Raw genomic sequence first — 16,493 nt, 5'->3', positions numbered from 1 at the left:
TATGAATAATTGCATTTCGTAAAAGCAATGAAGTGTTGATTAAACTAGACTCCTCAGTTATAAACTTAGTCCTTTGTAAGAGTGGATAGACGTAGGTAGTCGGAAAGTCTGGAGTCGTCAATGTCAGTACGCAAAGCGCTCCTCGCGCTCGTCTCTCAGCGGCCTGCTGGTGTGTACCGCCTCAAGCAGATGTTTGAGGATCAGACTTGCGAAGCTTGGCCGTTGAATATCGGTCAGGCTTATCAGACGATGCAACGCCTTGAACGCGATGGTTCTGTCTCTTCGCGCCAGGAAACAAACGCTGGGCGTGACTCTGAAGTCTTCGAGGTCACCGAAAAGGGTCGCGAGATCCTCAACGACTGGTGGAAGACCCCGGTTTCGCGTCAGAGCCCGGAACGCGATGAGCTCGTCATGAAGCTTGCCGTCGCAGCAACTGACCCCAGTGTTGATGTCACGGCACTCATTCAGACCCAGCGTCGTTCCTCACTGAGGGCACTGCGTGATGTTACGCGTCTGAAGTCGCTTGCCTCGGATGAAGAACTCGCATGGAAGCTGATTCTTGAGCGTCATATCTTCGACCTCGAAGCGGAACTGAACTGGCTGGATCACATTGAGTCCGGCGCCGTTTCCGAGGTCGCTCGTCGCGCAGCATTCGCTCGCTTCAAACGTCAGGAACGTCAGAAGTCTTCGAAGAACGTTGCTGCCGGCGTGCGATGAGTTTGAACTCCCATCCGGTTGCTCTTGTCGATATCTTTCACGAATACGGTACCGGCAATACGAAGGTTCAGGTGCTCGCTGGGATCAACCTACAGGTTGAGCCTGGCGAGCTTCTTGCCATCATGGGACCTTCGGGCTCTGGTAAATCCACACTGCTTGCCATCGCTGGAGGACTAGAGCGCCCAACGTCGGGCAAGGTTTACATTCACGGCGAGTCCTTTGCAGATATGTCGTCTGTGGAATGTGCGATGGTTCGCCGTAAGTCGATCGGATACGTGTTCCGCGATTCAAATCTACTTCCCACCCTGACTGCGGTGGAAAACGTTGAAATGCCACTTGAACTGGATGGTTTTTCTTCCTCGAAAGCACGCGATGCTGCACTTTTTGCCCTCGAGGAAGTGGGAGCTCTTGACCTTGCTGAAAAGTTCCCGGATGGCCTGAATGGTCGTGAGCAACAACAGGTTGCAATTGCCCGCGCTCTGGTTGGTCGTCGCTCGATTATCATGGCTGACGAGCCCACCGGTTCCCTCGATTCTCACTCGGGTGAACAGATTATGCTTGCTTTGCGTCAACAGATTGATGCGGGCGCTGCAGGAATCCTGGCGACTCACGAGGCCCGTTTTGCCGCGTGGGCTGACCGTACAGTTTTCCTTCGTGATGGGAAGATGACTGATACCTCTTCGTCAGATCGGATTGAGGATCTTCTATGAGCGAAGGCGGATCCGGATTGAGCCACGGAATTCGCGCACGTGCTAATACTTGGAAGATTGTATTGCGGATATCGAGGCGCGCAACGATCCGTGATCGATGGCGTACCCTGACGTCGTTACTGATCGTTTCGCTACCGATCGTGCTGGTTATTTCGTCGATCACTCTCTGGTCGATGATGTCATCATCACGCTATTTGGCGATACAGAACTTAGGGCCGAATGATTCGACTCAAGCGCGAATTACACGCGTCAGCTTTAATCCGATCGAACAGGATTATTTGGGTGAACCAGCGGGTGATGTGACTTCTGCGTCCGTGGATTCATCGTCTGTCGATGAGTTTCAACTGAATCGGTGGCTCCCCAGCGATGCTGTGATGGTCACAACGCTATCTTTCCCGTCGGTCAATGTGTCAACTGAAGACGGTTTACGCTCTGCATTAGTTACGACAGCCACAGAGACTTCGTCGTTGGATATTTTTGCTGAGAAGGATGAACAGACTCCGAGGCTTGAAAATGGGCATGCTGTTCTTGCTTTAGACGTTGCTACAGAACTGAACGTGGGCGTGGGGGACACGATTCATGTTTCAGTATCAAGCACGAGCATGAAGCCATCAATTACTGCGACGGTCATGATTGACCAAGTGGCGGATCAGGAACGAAGCATTGTTGTAGGTCTTGGAACTTTTGCATCGAGATCGCCGAGTGAACTTCAAGGAACCTCTGCTCACTACTACATCTTGAGTGAATCCCCTGTGACGTGGGACGACGTGCAGTTGCTCAATCATTCAGGCTTCGCTGTTATCTCTCGTGCTGTTCTGGCACATCCCCCTCAGAACGCTCCGCCTCCGCAATCCACGGAATTTTCATCGGCTCAGGCATGGCTTCCATTCATCATTGTTATCGGTGTTCTTCTGGTTTTCATCGAGCTGATCCTGTTCGTCTCACCGCTATTCGCGGTCGCTCAAACGAACGGTATCCCCAGCGCGATTACGATGCTTGCCGTTGGCGCGACACGTTTTCACCTGATTCGTCTGATGATGTCGCTGGGACTGGTACTGGGTGTCCTGTCGGCATTCCTGTCCCTTGCAGGGGTGGGGATCGTCCTTGGTACCTTCGTCCAGATTCAAGGTTTAAGTCTGTCGATGATTCCTTGGGAAGCTCTAGTCTTCTCCTTCATTTCACCGATTGTGGTGTGTCTGATCGCCTGTTATGCGCCGGCTCGTGACCTTGCGGACACGGATGTGACCACGCTGTTCTCTGGGCATACTCGTGCGCCGTCGCGTCTTGTTCGGAAGATCCCGTTCTACCCGCTTCTTCTTGTCCTTGCTATCCCGCTTTTGATGTGGGCAGCGATGGCGGGGGCTCTGGGGATTCTTGCTTTCGGTCTAGCCCTGCTGATCAGTGGAATTATCGGAACCGCTCCTTACTTTGTTGCATATGACTGGCGTGGCCGACTTCATCCTTCGCTGGGTTTGCGTCTTGCGGTTCGTGACGCGGTCAGGAACGGCCAGCGGACGCTTCCAGCAATGGCCTCGTTGATGACCACCGCACTGCTGGCCACAGCGCTTCTGATCACTCTGACAAGCGCGAACGAAGCCGCGTGGAATGCACACGCGCACCTGGGGCCGAAAGGAAGCGTCTTCGTGTCGGACGCCGATGTCACGGATAGGGTTTCTCAGGCGCGAGTGATTCACGATTCTGCCGCTGCAGCTGTGACGGATCGTCGCTCGGTATCGAGCGCCACCACGCTGTCAGGTTTGAAATGGGAATCCACTGATTGTGGCCCCTCCATCGTGATCGAAACGATCTCCCCTAACGAGGCATCCACAGAGTCAATGAACGACCATGTTCCCTCGCTCGCGGAATTGGATTTGGCGTACATCGTGGACGATGGCACTTTCCTCTCCGCCTCCAACCTGCTTTCCGGCGACGAGATGGTGAAGGCCGTAACGACCCTGAACTCCGGTGGTGCGATTATGCCGAGGGGCTCGTACATTTCTGAATCGGGCCAAGCGACACTTCGTGCTCTAGATATGAGCGACACGGTTGAGGCAGCTACGCAAGGCTTGAACACGGTTCCTGACCCCACCACGGTGTCCGAGGCCCAGATTCAAGCAATCACCTGGTCGAAGCTGAACGTGATCGTCTTGTCTCCCAAAGCTGCTGAAGTGTTGAAGGTTCCCGTCCTTCCACTGGGACAGCTTTTGATTGTTGATAAGCCCGTGTCTGTTTGGGCGATGTCGGGATTTATTTCAGCAATTGAGTCGAGCGCCCCCGGTTCATCGGTGACGGTCATTCAACCTCCGTTGTCGACCATCATCATGCCCTACATCGCTACGCTGATCGCATTGCTTTCCGCCACCGGAACGATCGCTTTGATTGTCGTTCTTTCGGCTAACGCTATGCGTCCCGACTTCGAGACGCTGGAAGCGATTGGTGCGTCTAGGACTCTCCGTTCGCGCGTTACCGCCTACCAGGGCATGGGACTCGCATTGGTCTGCTTGCCTATTTCCGTGCTGTCCGGCTTGATTGCAGGGGTGCTGACGGTCATGACGATCGCTCGTTCAGGTGTATTCCCTGAGCTTGCAAACCTTCATCCTGTGATCCCGTGGTTTCAGGTGATCGTGATGTTCTTCGGTTCTCCGATTTTGGCGACTGTCGTTGCGGGCGTTGTTGCTTCGCGCCAGCAGAAGCCGGGCTCCCTGATTTCGGTGAGCTAGGCCGCCTACTGACTGCGGTGCTCGAACTGAGCCGGACAGTCAGCGCCCCGGCGTAATCCCCCCCAGTGACGCCTCGTCAATCCCAATCGAAATCGGAAAGATGATGGTCGAGACGCGCATGTTCATGAGAGTCACGCCCGCGTAGGCGATCCAACTCTCGGCGCTCTTTCTTCGACGGGCGACCAGTTCCACGTTCACGCTGAGCAACCGGGATGAACAATCTGGGACGAGGGGGAGTGAGGTCCTCGTAGCAGACGCGCGCTTGAGGGGCACCAACGCGTTTGACCAGCAGTTTCGTTACCGTCAGTATCTGGTCGAAACCGTCGACTCGTAGGCGGACCTCGTCGCCCACCTTCACTTTTTGAGCGGCTTTTGCGCTGTCACCGTTGACTTTCACATGTCCGGCGCGAGCCGCAGAGGTTGCTTGCGACCGCGACTTGACCTTGCGGATAGCCCAGAGCCACGTATCGACGCGAACCGAGTCTCCGGGTGCCAAAGCGCCTCGGGGAATCTCGACGGCCTTCTGCTCGCTGGTAGAGGTCGACGGGGATTCGCCCGAGGTGCCCGGTGTACTAGTCATACGGCAATCGTAGACGGTTGCCGAGGGAGCTAGGCGAGGCGTGCTCGCAGTTCGCTCACGGAGGTTTGGCGACGCTTCGCAACAGCACCGATCGAAACGATGAAAGCAAGAAGCGACCATGCGATCAACAGACCTACGGTGTGCCCAAGGTTCGTCGCACCGACTCCCAAAACAAGCGCTCGTAGCGTTCCTTCAACCGCAGGAAGGATCATCGCGCCTCGCAAGCCACCAATGAATCCGCTGGTCGGCTGGCCGGCGAAAATGCCGACGAGCAACACTGCTTGGAAGGCGAATAAAACAACGGAGATTGCCAGTCCTACGCGCTGACCAAACGCTGCGATCAGTGCTTGCTGAACGATTGCGAGCGTCAGCGCACTTACCACAAGAATGACGAATGTTGCGACGGGGCGAGTTGTCATGGCTCCGGCAATACGCAGTGCGCCACCAAGGATAGCTGCGGAAACACCGGACACGATCAGGTTCGGCCAAAGGGCATTGAACGCGAGTGCAGCGGGGGTGGCCGCCGAATCAACGCGCTTGGAATTGAGCGCGCCGAACGCGAGTGCCCCCACCATTGTCGCCAGCCACAGGGCAAGAACCGCTGCGGTGGGAGACCACGATGTCGTCGTATCCTGCTTACCAGAAGTGGAGGTGACGTCGATCGGAGTGGCCAGTGCCTTCGCGGACGAGGCCGCTTCTGCCTTCGAGTGTGTGGGGATCTGATCGGTGGCTAACTGGAGTCCGTCGGCGAGCGTGGTGGAACCGTCGCTCAGCTGATTCAGGCCGTCAACCAACTGGTTGGCACCGGAGTTCAGCGTTTGGGCTCCGCTGACCAATTCGCCGGTCTTCGACGCCAGAGTGGAGGCTCCGGAGGATAGTTGGGAGGCGCCACTATTCGCCTCTAATGCACCGTCGGCGAGCGTTGAAGCTCCGGAAGATAGAGCAGATGATCCGCTATGGGCCTGGGCAAGGGAACTCGACAGTGTTGATGATCCGCTAGCTACCTGATGGGCTCCCGTGCTCAGCTGGCTGACACCGTGGTCGAGCTTCGTCGCCCCGGCTGCCACCTGCGAAGCAGCGGAGTTCAGGTCGGAAGAGTTTTTCCCAGCCAGCTGGCCCATGTTTGCCACGACGGTGTCAATACCGCCGGAGACCCTGGTGGCGCCTGCGCTCAGCGTGCTCACTCCGGCTTTCAATGCCTGGAGCTGTGTGCCCGTGGAGTCCACCGAGTTTTGCGCCACGGTTGCTCCTTGGCTGAGTTGAGTTGCCAGCTGTTCGGCACCGGCAGAAATGCCTTGCGCGTATTGGGTTGCCCCCGTGCATGCTACAGCGCTTCCTGCCTGGCAGGCGCTAATGAGTGCGGGTAGCGCGTCTGCGTTGGTCTTGATGGTGCTTGCTCCGTTGCTTGCTGCACTCAGCTGACCGGGCAGAGCGTTGAGAGCAGTAGTGTCGAGGGTGCCCAACTGCTGATCCAGCTGGGTAAGGCCGGCTGCGACCTGTTGTGCGCCCGTCTGCAATGATGGCGAGGTCCCATCAAGAGACTGAGTCATGCCGGCGTAGAGTTGGGCGGCTCCGCCTGTGTACTTCGCGACTGCTCCTGCCAAAGAGGAGGCGCCGTCGCTCAGGGAAGTTGAGCCGCTCTTAAGAGAATCGATGCCCATGGCCAAGGAGGAGGCTCCGGAAGCGAGCGTGGTTGAGCCGTCGTTGAGAGCGCTCAACCCGTTGTCCAACGTGCGCGCTCCGTCTGCCAGGGATGAGCTCCCCGAGGTGAGCTGAGCAACTCCGGAACTGAGCGTAGAAGCCCCATTTGCTAGAGAGCGTGTCCCGTCGGCAAGCTGGCCACTTCCACTTGCCAGTGTCGATGTGCCGTCAGCCAGCTGACGCGCTCCGTTAGTCGCGCTGACTTGTCCGTCAGCAACTTGGCGCGCTCCGTCGGCGGCCTGGCCGATCTTATCGGCAATTGTCCCCGTGGCTTCAAGGGATTGCGTCAGGTATTTGACAGTGAGCGTCGTACCGAATTCCGATGCGGCACTGTGAGCAAGCGCATTCGACAAGGTGCCAAAAGCATCGCTTGAACCGTCCGCAACTTCGAGGTTCAGTTGTGGAACATCGCCAGAATTGTTCACCAAAATGTCGACCAGAGACTGTGAGAAGTCCTTGGGGATCGTGACGACAGCATCGTAGGTGCCGTCATGAAGACCAGAGGCTGCGGTCTCTTCGGTAACAACCGACCAGTTCAGTGATTGCTCGCCGTTGACGTCATCCTTGGTCAGGGCCGCAATGATTTGTCGGCCACCGGGCACCTGTGTCCCATCATCCAGCGTCGCAATTTCGTCGTTGTTCACGATGGCAGCACTGATCTGGCTGGCGTTTGCCGTGCCCGCATTGACGCCGAGTAGGGTGGTCAGTCCCAGCAGAGTGGGGAGCAGAAGGATCAGAGTCAGAAGCATCCAGTGGCGTTTCATCGAACATTCTCCTTTGAGGTGGTGGTGCTCGCACCCAGTTCAACGTCGGCTGCTGGGGTGAGATTTTCAGGGACGACGAGGCCGCGCTTGCCGGTGACAACCACGGTCTTACCTGCGGCGATCAATTCGTCGATACGTTTCCACCGCCTGGTTCCCGGATCGTCAACGATCACGATCCTGGTGTGTGTAGGAACAGCGTCATCGTGGTTATGCAGTGAAAGGGTTTGACGTTGGACGAATGCGGTCCCGTCTGGGAGGACGCGATCGCCGACGACGATGATTCCCCGTGTTGGACGAAGACGTGCGCTGATGATGGTTGCGAGCGCGTGACGCGCTAGGGTGTCGTCGCTTCTGACGATGCCGAGTTCTCCGGGTTTCAAAACAAGGGTGAATCCGCTGAATACGACGTCGCTTCCTTCTTGGACGCGAACTCCTTCCATCCTGAGGGAGGATTCGCCGTGTGCTTTTACCCAGTCGGCGTGTTCGAGCGAGCGGGCAAGCCCCTCGCCTTCGACGTCGACAACGGGGAGCATGCGGTCAAGCCATGCGGGCATCCACCATGCGCGCTTGCCGAGGAGCGCCATGAGTGCGGGGATCAGGGTCATGCGTACGACGAAAGCGTCTGTTGCGATGCCGGCGGTCAGGGCGACAGCGATGGGCTTGATGTAGACGTTCCCGTGTGGGATGAACGCCGCGAAGACGCCGGTCATGATGACGGCCGCTGCTGTGACGACCGTGGATGATCCGATGAAGCCGCGTCGAACAGCTCGCTTGGCGTCGCGGGAGTGGATCCATTCTTCACGCATACGCGAGACAAGGAAAACCTCGTAGTCCATTGCTAAGCCGAAGAGGACACCCATGACGATCACGGGGAGGAACGAGATGACGACGCCCACTTTGGTCACGTGGATGAAGTCAGCGAAGTAGCCCCATCCGAAGACAAGGCCGACTGCGCCGAATGCTGTGCCGAGGCTCAGCAGATAGCCGAGAGTTGCTGTCAGTGGGACAGCGATTGAGCGGAAGACAATCATCAGCAGAATGATCGAGAGCCCGACAACAACAATGCCGAAGGGAACAAGCGCGGCATTGAGTTGGCTGGCAATGTCGATGGCGACTGCGGTTTGGCCCGTCACCATGATGTCACGGATCCCAAGGTCGGTTTCAATCTGGGATGCGTCATCGCGAATGGTTCGAACAAGCGCGTGAGTTTTCGGATCGGTCTGGCCCTTTTCCGGAAGGATCTGGACGAATGCGATCGTTGCATCCTGGTTCGGTGTTGCCAGTGCGATTCGGTCGACGCCGTCTAGGGACGAGAGGCGATCGGCGAGAGCGTCCGTCACTTCGAGTGGCTGAGCCGTTTGGGAAATATCCGCGATGACAACAATGGGGGAGTTGTATCCGTCACCGTAGGCTTGTGTGATCGCATCGTAGGTCTGACGCAACTGCGTATCTTTGGCTTCGTATCCGTTGTCAGTGAGCCCTAAGCGCATACCGGTTGCTGGAATCGTTGCGATACCAAGAATCGTAATGACGACAAGGACCGTCAAAGCGGGAATCTTCGTGATTGTGTCGATCCAACGTGCAGCAAAGGAACGGTGCTTCTTTGCGGGCTTACTATTGTTCGCTACGGCCTTACGGGTGCGCTTCTTTGGAGTTGCGCGCTGGCCAAGAAGAGCAAGCAGAGCCGGAACAGCGGTCAAAGCAACCAGAACCGCAATGCCAACAACAATCGCTGAGGAGACGCCCATCACCGTCAAGAACGGGATACCAGCAACACCCAAGCCAGTAAGTGCAACGATCACCGTGCCACCAGCGAACACCACTGCCGACCCCGCGGTCGCGTTTGCGCGAGCCGCGGCCTCGTGAGCCTCGATCCCTTTGGCGAGATACTCGCGAGCGCGCGAAATGATGAATAGCGCGTAGTCAATGCCCACAGCCAAACCGATCATGACCGCGAGGACCGGGGTCACCGAATTGATCTGAATAAACGTTGCGCCAACAAGAAGCGAGGCCATGCCGACACCCACACCGATGAACGCTGAAAGGATCGGTGCGCCCGCGGTCAGTAGTGACCCGAAGGTGACGAGCAGGACGATCGCTGCGATCAAAACGCCGACCAGTTCGGTCGCGGATAAGGCAATATCGACCGTCTTGCCGATATTGCCTCCCAGCTGGACCGTAAGCGCGGAATCGGAATCGTGGACGGATGATGCTAATTCATCAAGGGCGGCTGAAACGTCGTGAGCCTTCGCATTTTCACCGCCCGCGAGCGACCCCACCGACGTGTCTGCTTGAATCTGAACAAGCGCGTTCTTCCCGTTGTCGGTGATCGTGGAACGCTCAGAATCAAACGGGTCGGAGACCAGCGCGACACCGTCGATATCGCCGGCCTTGTCGACGAACTCATCGATTGCTTTCTTGTGAGCGGTGATATTCGAGTCCGACGCGGTGAAAAGTACCTGTTCGGATGTGCCCGCAGCCTGGGGGAGTCGCTCGGCCAGGATCTCCAAGCCGGTCATCGACTCAGCTTCGGCGATCTTGAAAGCGCCCGACAGATTAATGCCGAGTAATCCAACGGCAATAGCGAGCACAGTAAGAAGAGCTGCCCAGATGGCAAGCGTCCGCTTCGCATGGTCTGCGCACCAGCGGCCTACGCGGTGAAGAAGGGAGGACACGTTTGGTCCTTTCGATGAATCGCATCAATGTTTCGATACAAAAGCGTATCCGATTCACAAATGTATTGAAACTTCGATTAGGGTGATCCTATAGATATTTTCAGTCCTCGAAGGAGGGGCAGTGAGCAGCAAAACCCGCGACGTACGCAATCGCGTCAACACCCGCGCCCGCCTTCTCGACGCTGCCGCAGACGTCTTCGTAGAAAAAGGATTCTCCGGCGTAAAAATTGATGACGTCGTCAAAGCAGCGGGTTTTACCCGAGGCGCCTTCTATTCCAACTACTCGTCAATGGATGAAGTATTGAAGGATGTCCTCGTCCAACGCGCCCACACAATCGTCGATGAAATCGAAGCGGCGCTCGCGGGTATCGAAGGCGAACCCGACGTTGGCACCATCATGGCAGTCCTTGACAGTTTTTCGGCGCAGGGGCGAACAATGTACGTTCTGACCTGCGAATACAACCTCTACATGATGCGTCATCCCGAACTTATCGCTAGCGATGATGCATTCCCCGTCACTGAACGTGAACAGCTCGAAGCAGCAGTCGGAAGAATCGTCCGCGGCGTGCTCGCCCGAATGGGACGCCAATCGATTTTCGAGCCAGGAGTGATCTCGCGAATCCTGACCACCTTCTATCTGGAGTCGTTTGCGCCCTCAATGGGCGGTGGTACGAATAAGCGGATGCTCGCCCAAATGATCGAGGGGCTTATTTTCGCCTCGTCGCGACTGATTTCCTCCCAGGGTGATAATTGGGACGCAACTAACGCCGGGCTCACCCCAACGTGGGCAGTTCCACGCACAGAAGATGGAACTGAAAATGGAGCCTGACTAGGGTTGAAGCATGGCCTCCCTGCTGATTGCGAACCACCTTCTTACCCTCTTCCTGGTTGTTGGAGTGGGTGCTGCGCTCGGCGCAATCCGCTTCGGTCCACTTCGTTTCGGCGCAGCCGGGGCACTCTTCGTCGGCCTCGCAGCCTCCGCGTGGAACCCCGAAGTCGGCGAAGGCATGGAAATCGTCCAACAGATCGGCCTAGCATTCTTCGTCTATACGGTCGGCATCTCGTCGGGCGCAGTGTTCTTTAAAGACATTCGAAAACAGACGGCGCTTCTTGGAAGCTGTGCCGTAGTCTGCGTCATCGGCGCAATTACCGCGTTCATCGGCGGCGGTCTGCTTCAGCTTCCCAAGGGGCTGACACTCGGTCTATTCACCGGTGCTCTGACCGCTGCTCCTGCCCTAGACGCGGCCACTCGCGTCACCGGCGACCCGCAAGCCGCAGTCGGTTACGCCTTCGGATACCCGATCGGCGTCATCATCGGGATCATCGTTGTTACCATGACCGTCACCCGCAAATGGGTGGGCGAAAAAGACACCCCCTCACTGGCCGGTCAGTCCTTGGAAACGATGACTGTTCGCGTTGCCAAACGCATCAACACCCGTCACGTAACCTTGTGGCGTGACCAGCAGGTTCGCATGTCCTACCTTCGTCGCAAAGGCGAAACCCGCGTTGTCGTTCCCGGTGAGGACCTGTACGAGGGGGATCTCGTGCTGGTTGTGGGCGACCCGGCAAAGATTGAAGAAGCCGCGTATCAAATCGGCGAACCCGTCGAGCACCACCTTGAAGATGACCGCTCGGACGTCGCATTTGAGCGCATCCTTGTCTCGAACCCCGAAGTTGCCGGCCAGCCGATTTCTGCGCTCAATGTAGCCACACGTTTCGGCGCTGTTGTCACGCGCGTCCGCCGAGGCGACCTTGACTTGCTTGCCCGAGACGACCTAGATCTGCAACTCGGCGATCACGTCGCCGTCGTTGTCCCGACAGATGAGCTTGATGAAATCCAGTCCTTCTTCGGAGACTCCGAAAAGCGCGTTGCGGAAGTCGACGCAATGGCGTTCGGTATCGGTCTGGTGCTGGGCATGTTGCTCGGCGCGATTCCGTTCCCGATGCCATCGGGGGCCTCGTTCACTCTTGGCTCTGCTGCCGGCCCGCTGATCGTTGGCATGTTGCTGGGTGCCCTGCGTCGCACCGGGCCGCTGGTATGGACACTTCCCACCTCGGCGAATATTACGATCCGTCAGATCGGCTTGCTTCTTTTCCTTGCTGGTCTCGGCTTGAATGCAGGGCCAGAACTCGCTTCGCTTCTGACCAGCCCCGATGGTCCGAAGGCGGCGCTGCTCGCTGTGATATTGGTAGTGGTCTGCTGCGTGGCTCAGGCTCTTGCCGGTCGATTTGCCGGTCTGTCCGCGCCTCGTAGCGCCGGTGGAGTCGCAGGTTTCCTGGGGCAACCGGCAGTCTTGCAGGCCGCGGACGCCCGCGTTCCCGATGAACGCATCGAGGCCGCCTACGCGAGCCTGTTTGCTTTCTCCATCGTCGTGAAGATCCTGTTGGTTCCGTTCATCTGGTCGATCTAACACCGACGTGCTCCACCGCCACCGCCATTGGTGGCCATTGCATGAGCTGAACGGATGTTGGGTGTGCGGTATGAGTACCCCACACGGTGCGAGATTCAGCGTGCGAGACTCCAATTCCCGTCGTCAGATGGACTCATGAACACACCACACGCAATTGCATACACCGTTTCTTCTTCCAACACCGGTGTCCTTGGTGGTCAGGCCGTTCCGCCGTTGTTTCCTTCGAGGACTGAGCTCACCAGCTTCTGATCGTGAGAACCTTTGCCTAGGGGGATTATGCAGAACTACGCATTGGTGCCCCGCGGATCGTCCGCGGGGCACCAATGAGTCTGAGTACGTCAGGCGCCCAGCCAGTAGGCCTCGAGCGCCTTCGACATACCAATCAGGTCGTTGACGTGGCTCATTTCGCGAGCCGAGTGCATCGACAGGAGGCCGACGCCCACATCCACCGTCAGAATGCCCAGGCGAGTCGCCGTGATCGGGCCAATCGTGGATCCGCACGGCATCGCGTTATTCGACACGAAGTCCTGAGATGGCACGCCCGCAGCAGCGCACGCGCGGTGCCACAGGGCAATACCTTCTCCGTCGGTCGCATAGCGCTGGTTGGCGTTGATCTTCAAGACCGGGCCTCGTCCCATCACCGGATGAGTTGCCGGGTCGTGATACTCCGCGTAGTTGGGGTGTACTGAGTGGGCGGCGTCCGCGCTGATGCACGACGAAGCGGCAAACATGCGCGCAACCCCGTCGGCGTCGCGATTCAGAGCGTAGGCGGTACGCTCCAGAACGGTCTGCAAAATCGGGCCGGCAGCACCTTCGCGGGTTGCGGAACCAATTTCCTCGTGGTTGAAGCACATAAAAATTCGAACGTCACCATCGGTGGGAGTCCCAGCCTTCGTCAGGCGCTCAAATGCAGTCAGAGCGGCGTGAACGGAGGAAAGATTGTCCTGCTGACCCGCAGCGAAGAACTGGCCGGACTCGCCAAAAGTGGCAGGGCCTTGCTGAGGAATCAGGATCAAATCATGTGACACGATGTCCTTGACATTCACGCCGGCGTACTTCGCGACCTCAGCCATGAAGTTCGCTTCCGGGTTATCGACGGTCCACACTGGGTGCAGGTGCTTCTGCGGATCGAGCTTCAGCCCTTCCGGGTTCACGCCACGATCCAAGTGAATTGCCAGCTGTGGGATACGTGCCAGTGCGCCGGTGCGCACCAGAACTTGGCGACCGTCCTTCATCATCAATCGGCCGGCAACAGCAAGCTCGCGGTCAAGCCACGAATTCCACATCATGCCACCGTAGACCTCGACGTCAATCTGACCCCAACCATCTGCGGTCGACGACGTCAGCGACGGCTTCACGTGGAAAACAGGGGAATCGGTGTGCGCACCAACAATACGGAAGCCGGTCTGCTCAGTGACAGAAGTCGGAACGACCCACGCTGCGACGGCGCCACCGCGAACCATGACGTGTCCGCCGGGACTCGCGTTCCACGGCTCAGTTTCGTCCTGGCGAGTGAAACCTGCATCCACCAGGCGTTGCGCCACCAAGTCGGCGGCGTGATATGGGGAAGGGGAGTCAAGCAGGAAGTGCTGATAGTCGATCGTGTGTACGTCAGTCTCAGAGTAATCGAAGTAGCCCATGGGTTAATCGTAAGCCCGACTATGCTGAGGGTATGTCTGCAATGAAGCATTTAGACACCTACGCCCTGAACGACGGCACCACAATTCCCCTGATCGGCTTGGGCACGTACAATTTGCGTGGTCACGCCGGCATCGAATCAATGGTGAACGCGATTCATGCCGGATATCGTCTGCTGGACTCTGCGTTCAACTACGAAAACGAGGGGGCTCTGGGCCAAGCGGTCCGCACTTGTGGCGTTCCACGCGAGGACCTGCGCCTAGTCTCAAAGCTTCCTGGTCGCCATCACCGCTACGAACAAGCCGTTGACACGGTTGAAGAATCCCTGTTCAGTGCCGGTTTGGACTACTGGGATCTCTACCTGATTCACTGGCCGAACCCGCGTCAGGGTCTCTATGTTGAAGCCTTCCAAGCGCTTGTTGACCTGCAGAAGAAGGGTTTGATTCGATCGGTTGGCGTTTCGAACTTTCTGCCCGAACACATTGAGCGCCTGCGCGACGAAGTCGGGGTTGTTCCCGCTGTCAATCAGATCGAGCTTCATCCGTATTTCCCGCAGGCCGAAAGCCTTGAAGCCCACCGCAATCTTGGTGTTCAGACAATGTCGTGGAGTCCGCTGGCTCGAAAACTGCACGTTGTCGATGAGCCTGTTCTCACTCAGATCGGTCACGAGACTGGTAAGTCTCCCGCGCAGGTTGTCATTCGCTGGCACCTCCAGCGTGGTACTCTTCCGATTCCGAAGTCAGCAAGTAAAGAACGTCAGGCGGAAAATCTCGACGTATTCGACTTCGAGCTTAGCGAAGACCAGATGGCGCGTATTGCCACTCTTGCACGCCCCGATGGTCGCAGTGCGAACCAAGACCCTGCTTTCTACGAAGAGTTCTAAGCCGACGCTTACAAGCGCATATGAAAAGGATGAACTATGGCACGCAACCCCGATGATCTTCGTCGGAGCTCGAACGTTAACTTTTTTGTCGCAGCTTTTTCCGCGTACTTGGTCTATGCCGTGGATTTCTGGCCTCGCTGGATTTTCCTTGCCGCTGCCATTGGTTTCGTTCTCTATGGCTTGAAACTGCGTAAGGATGCCGACCGAATGGGAGACGGGCGGTGCGCCAAAGGTCGTTGACTCCACGGTTTCGGACTTGGTCGATAACAGCTAGTTTTCACTCGCTCGCCGTGTGATTGATTCACGAGGTCGCTCACCGCTTCTCGCCCCTCTCTTGCATCAAGGGCGGAGTGAATACACGGTGTGTCTAGCGGATCCTCGCTCGCAATTCGGGCAACAAAAAGGACGAGGCTAGGTCAGCAGACCCAGCCTCGTACCCAAGAAAAAGGCGCCAACTGGCGACGTAGCGCTTACTTGTCCAGTGGAACGCGGTACACGTTCGTCTCACGCAACTCGAAACCGGCGCGCTGGTAGAGGCGGTTCGCTGCCTCGCGTGACGGACGGCTGGTCAGATCGACCGTGCGTGCGCCAACTTCCTGAGCATGGCGAATCGCGGCCTCAACGAGCGCCTGACCGGCACCCTGGCCACGAGCAGCTGAATCAACAACGACATCCTCGACCCAGGCGCGCACGCCGGTCGGGATCTCGAAGGTTGCCAGCGAGAGCATGCCGAGGATCGGGAAAGCGCCGGACTCGTCAGCCTTGTCGGAGCGGAAAACGAACAGGTGAACGCCGGGCTGAGAAATGAAACGCTCGCACCCAGCCGCGTCCAGTGGGGCAGCTGAACGGGACAGCTGAGGAATCAGGCGCTCCATCGCCTCGACGATTTCGGGGGACGATTCGGTGATGATCTCGATGGTCATAAGGGTCCTTTCACTTCGCGTCTTCACGCAATCCTGTCGCAATCTTGTCGCAATTCTACGGGCGAAGGCCACCCAAGGAAACGACCGTGATCGCCCTTCGAATGTCACGTCGCCTTATGCGTCCCAAACCGCGAGGTCAGACGAATAAACAGTTCGTGCTCTTTCGGCTGATCCGCATGGACCTAGCCGGCTTGCCCCGCGGTCGCGAGCAGTGAAATTGGAGCGGAAGGCCAGGGAGCGAAACCTGTCCGGCCTCGTACATGGGCGTTTCATATTTGGCGAAAACCCAACGTTTCTGCACGCGCTAGGACACACAGTAGAGCGAAATGTCGACGATCAACTTCGCAATCCAGAGCGGGATTCCGACGTGAGTCAGAAGTCAAAGGCCCACGTACGACGTGCCAACGAGTGTGACAGCGAGGGAAGCGTACCGGAGACCAGTTGAGACAAGAGTGCCAGGGCGAGCATGGAAAACCTTCCTATTAAGAGCAAAATTGCCGTTCGCGGAAACAATGCGAGCAATGATGACGGGTAGGGCCAGGCTGCCGATCACTGTGCGCAAGCCGAGGACTGTGACACGGTCGATGACCGCGCCGTTTTCCGCTGCTGAAACGTTTTCCATCTGCACCTCCCAAGAAAACTGTCGAACTTCCAATAGTTATCTTGGTCGGCACCTTAGTTGGTATCTTGGTCGGTTGTGTGAGGTCTGTTGTGCTAGTCAGGTCAGATTTGCTGGACGTGTTGTCGTAACGTAGCCATCGACACATACGA

At 57.4% G+C, this 16,493-nt stretch carries 14 protein-coding genes; 8 read left to right on the top strand and 6 right to left on the bottom strand.

Going from position 1 to position 16,493, the window contains the following annotated elements:
- Positions 1-120 precede the first annotated feature (120 nt).
- Genes QP442_RS07940 through QP442_RS07930 form a run of 3 tightly spaced genes read left to right on the top strand, consistent with a single transcriptional unit; the run spans position 121 to position 4,147 of the window.
- Positions 121-717, top strand: coding sequence for a PadR family transcriptional regulator (locus tag QP442_RS07940; RefSeq protein ID WP_103632475.1), 597 nt, complete (start codon positions 121-123; stop codon positions 715-717).
- Positions 714-1,427, top strand: coding sequence for an ABC transporter ATP-binding protein (locus QP442_RS07935; RefSeq protein WP_006680284.1), 714 nt, complete (start codon positions 714-716; stop codon positions 1,425-1,427). Before QP442_RS07940 ends, QP442_RS07935 begins: the two co-directional genes overlap by 4 nt.
- Positions 1,424-4,147, top strand: a complete 2,724-nt coding sequence (locus QP442_RS07930; RefSeq protein WP_103632474.1) for an ABC transporter permease — start codon at positions 1,424-1,426, stop codon at positions 4,145-4,147. Before QP442_RS07935 ends, QP442_RS07930 begins: the two co-directional genes overlap by 4 nt.
- 76 nt (positions 4,148-4,223) lie before the next feature.
- On the opposite strand, the gene QP442_RS07925 is transcribed toward QP442_RS07930, so the two are convergent.
- The 3 genes from QP442_RS07925 to QP442_RS07915 are packed head-to-tail and all read right to left on the bottom strand — an operon-like array spanning position 4,224 to position 9,867.
- Positions 4,224-4,727, bottom strand: coding sequence for an RNA-binding S4 domain-containing protein (locus QP442_RS07925; RefSeq protein ID WP_219810916.1), 504 nt, complete (start codon positions 4,725-4,727; stop codon positions 4,224-4,226).
- Between the two features lie 29 nt (positions 4,728-4,756).
- On the bottom strand, positions 4,757-7,192 hold the full coding sequence (locus QP442_RS07920) for a YhgE/Pip domain-containing protein (protein WP_006680281.1): 2,436 nt from the start codon (positions 7,190-7,192) through the stop codon (positions 4,757-4,759).
- Positions 7,189-9,867: an MMPL family transporter gene (locus QP442_RS07915; protein WP_006680280.1), complete on the bottom strand. Its 2,679-nt coding sequence runs from the start codon at positions 9,865-9,867 to the stop codon at positions 7,189-7,191. The genes QP442_RS07920 and QP442_RS07915 overlap by 4 nt, the downstream gene beginning before the upstream one ends.
- 121 nt (positions 9,868-9,988) lie before the next feature.
- Here QP442_RS07915 and QP442_RS07910 point away from each other — a divergent pair, with 121 nt between their 5' ends.
- Together QP442_RS07910 and QP442_RS07905 are read left to right on the top strand one after the other, a co-directional pair.
- Positions 9,989-10,696 carry a TetR/AcrR family transcriptional regulator gene (locus QP442_RS07910; protein ID WP_006680279.1) on the top strand — a complete coding sequence of 236 codons (708 nt, stop codon included), beginning with the start codon at positions 9,989-9,991 and terminating at the stop codon, positions 10,694-10,696.
- Positions 10,697-10,709: 13 nt separating this feature from the next.
- Entirely contained in the window at positions 10,710-12,278 is a 1,569-nt protein-coding gene (locus QP442_RS07905; protein WP_006680278.1) for an aspartate:alanine exchanger family transporter, read from the top strand.
- A 338-nt stretch (positions 12,279-12,616) separates the two neighbouring features.
- Here QP442_RS07905 and QP442_RS07900 read toward each other — a convergent pair whose 3' ends face one another.
- On the bottom strand, positions 12,617-13,918 hold the full coding sequence (locus QP442_RS07900) for a M18 family aminopeptidase (RefSeq protein WP_103632473.1): 1,302 nt from the start codon (positions 13,916-13,918) through the stop codon (positions 12,617-12,619).
- 41 nt (positions 13,919-13,959) lie between these two features.
- Here QP442_RS07900 and QP442_RS07895 point away from each other — a divergent pair, with 41 nt between their 5' ends.
- Both QP442_RS07895 and QP442_RS07890 read left to right on the top strand, forming a co-directional pair.
- Positions 13,960-14,799: an aldo/keto reductase gene (locus tag QP442_RS07895; RefSeq protein WP_219585882.1), complete on the top strand. Its 840-nt coding sequence runs from the start codon at positions 13,960-13,962 to the stop codon at positions 14,797-14,799.
- Positions 14,800-14,835: 36 nt separating this feature from the next.
- Positions 14,836-15,039, top strand: coding sequence for a hypothetical protein (locus QP442_RS07890; protein ID WP_006680275.1), 204 nt, complete (start codon positions 14,836-14,838; stop codon positions 15,037-15,039).
- 230 nt (positions 15,040-15,269) lie between these two features.
- Here QP442_RS07890 and QP442_RS07885 read toward each other — a convergent pair whose 3' ends face one another.
- On the bottom strand, positions 15,270-15,722 hold the full coding sequence (locus QP442_RS07885) for a GNAT family N-acetyltransferase (RefSeq protein ID WP_006680274.1): 453 nt from the start codon (positions 15,720-15,722) through the stop codon (positions 15,270-15,272).
- Positions 15,723-15,808: 86 nt separating this feature from the next.
- Between QP442_RS07885 and QP442_RS07880 the strand changes: the two genes are divergently transcribed.
- On the top strand, positions 15,809-15,937 hold the full coding sequence (locus QP442_RS07880) for a hypothetical protein (protein ID WP_285068187.1): 129 nt from the start codon (positions 15,809-15,811) through the stop codon (positions 15,935-15,937).
- A 164-nt stretch (positions 15,938-16,101) separates the two neighbouring features.
- Here the strand turns inward: QP442_RS07880 and QP442_RS07875 are convergent, their stop codons facing one another.
- Positions 16,102-16,344, bottom strand: coding sequence for a hypothetical protein (locus tag QP442_RS07875; RefSeq protein WP_103632471.1), 243 nt, complete (start codon positions 16,342-16,344; stop codon positions 16,102-16,104).
- Positions 16,345-16,493 lie beyond the last annotated feature (149 nt).

The organism is Pauljensenia sp. UMB1177 (genome assembly GCF_030217965.1).
Lineage (GTDB): Bacteria > Actinomycetota > Actinomycetes > Actinomycetales > Actinomycetaceae > Pauljensenia > Pauljensenia turicensis_A.
Note: the sequence above shows the minus strand (reverse complement) of the source record. Positions and strands in the feature narration are given on the sequence as shown.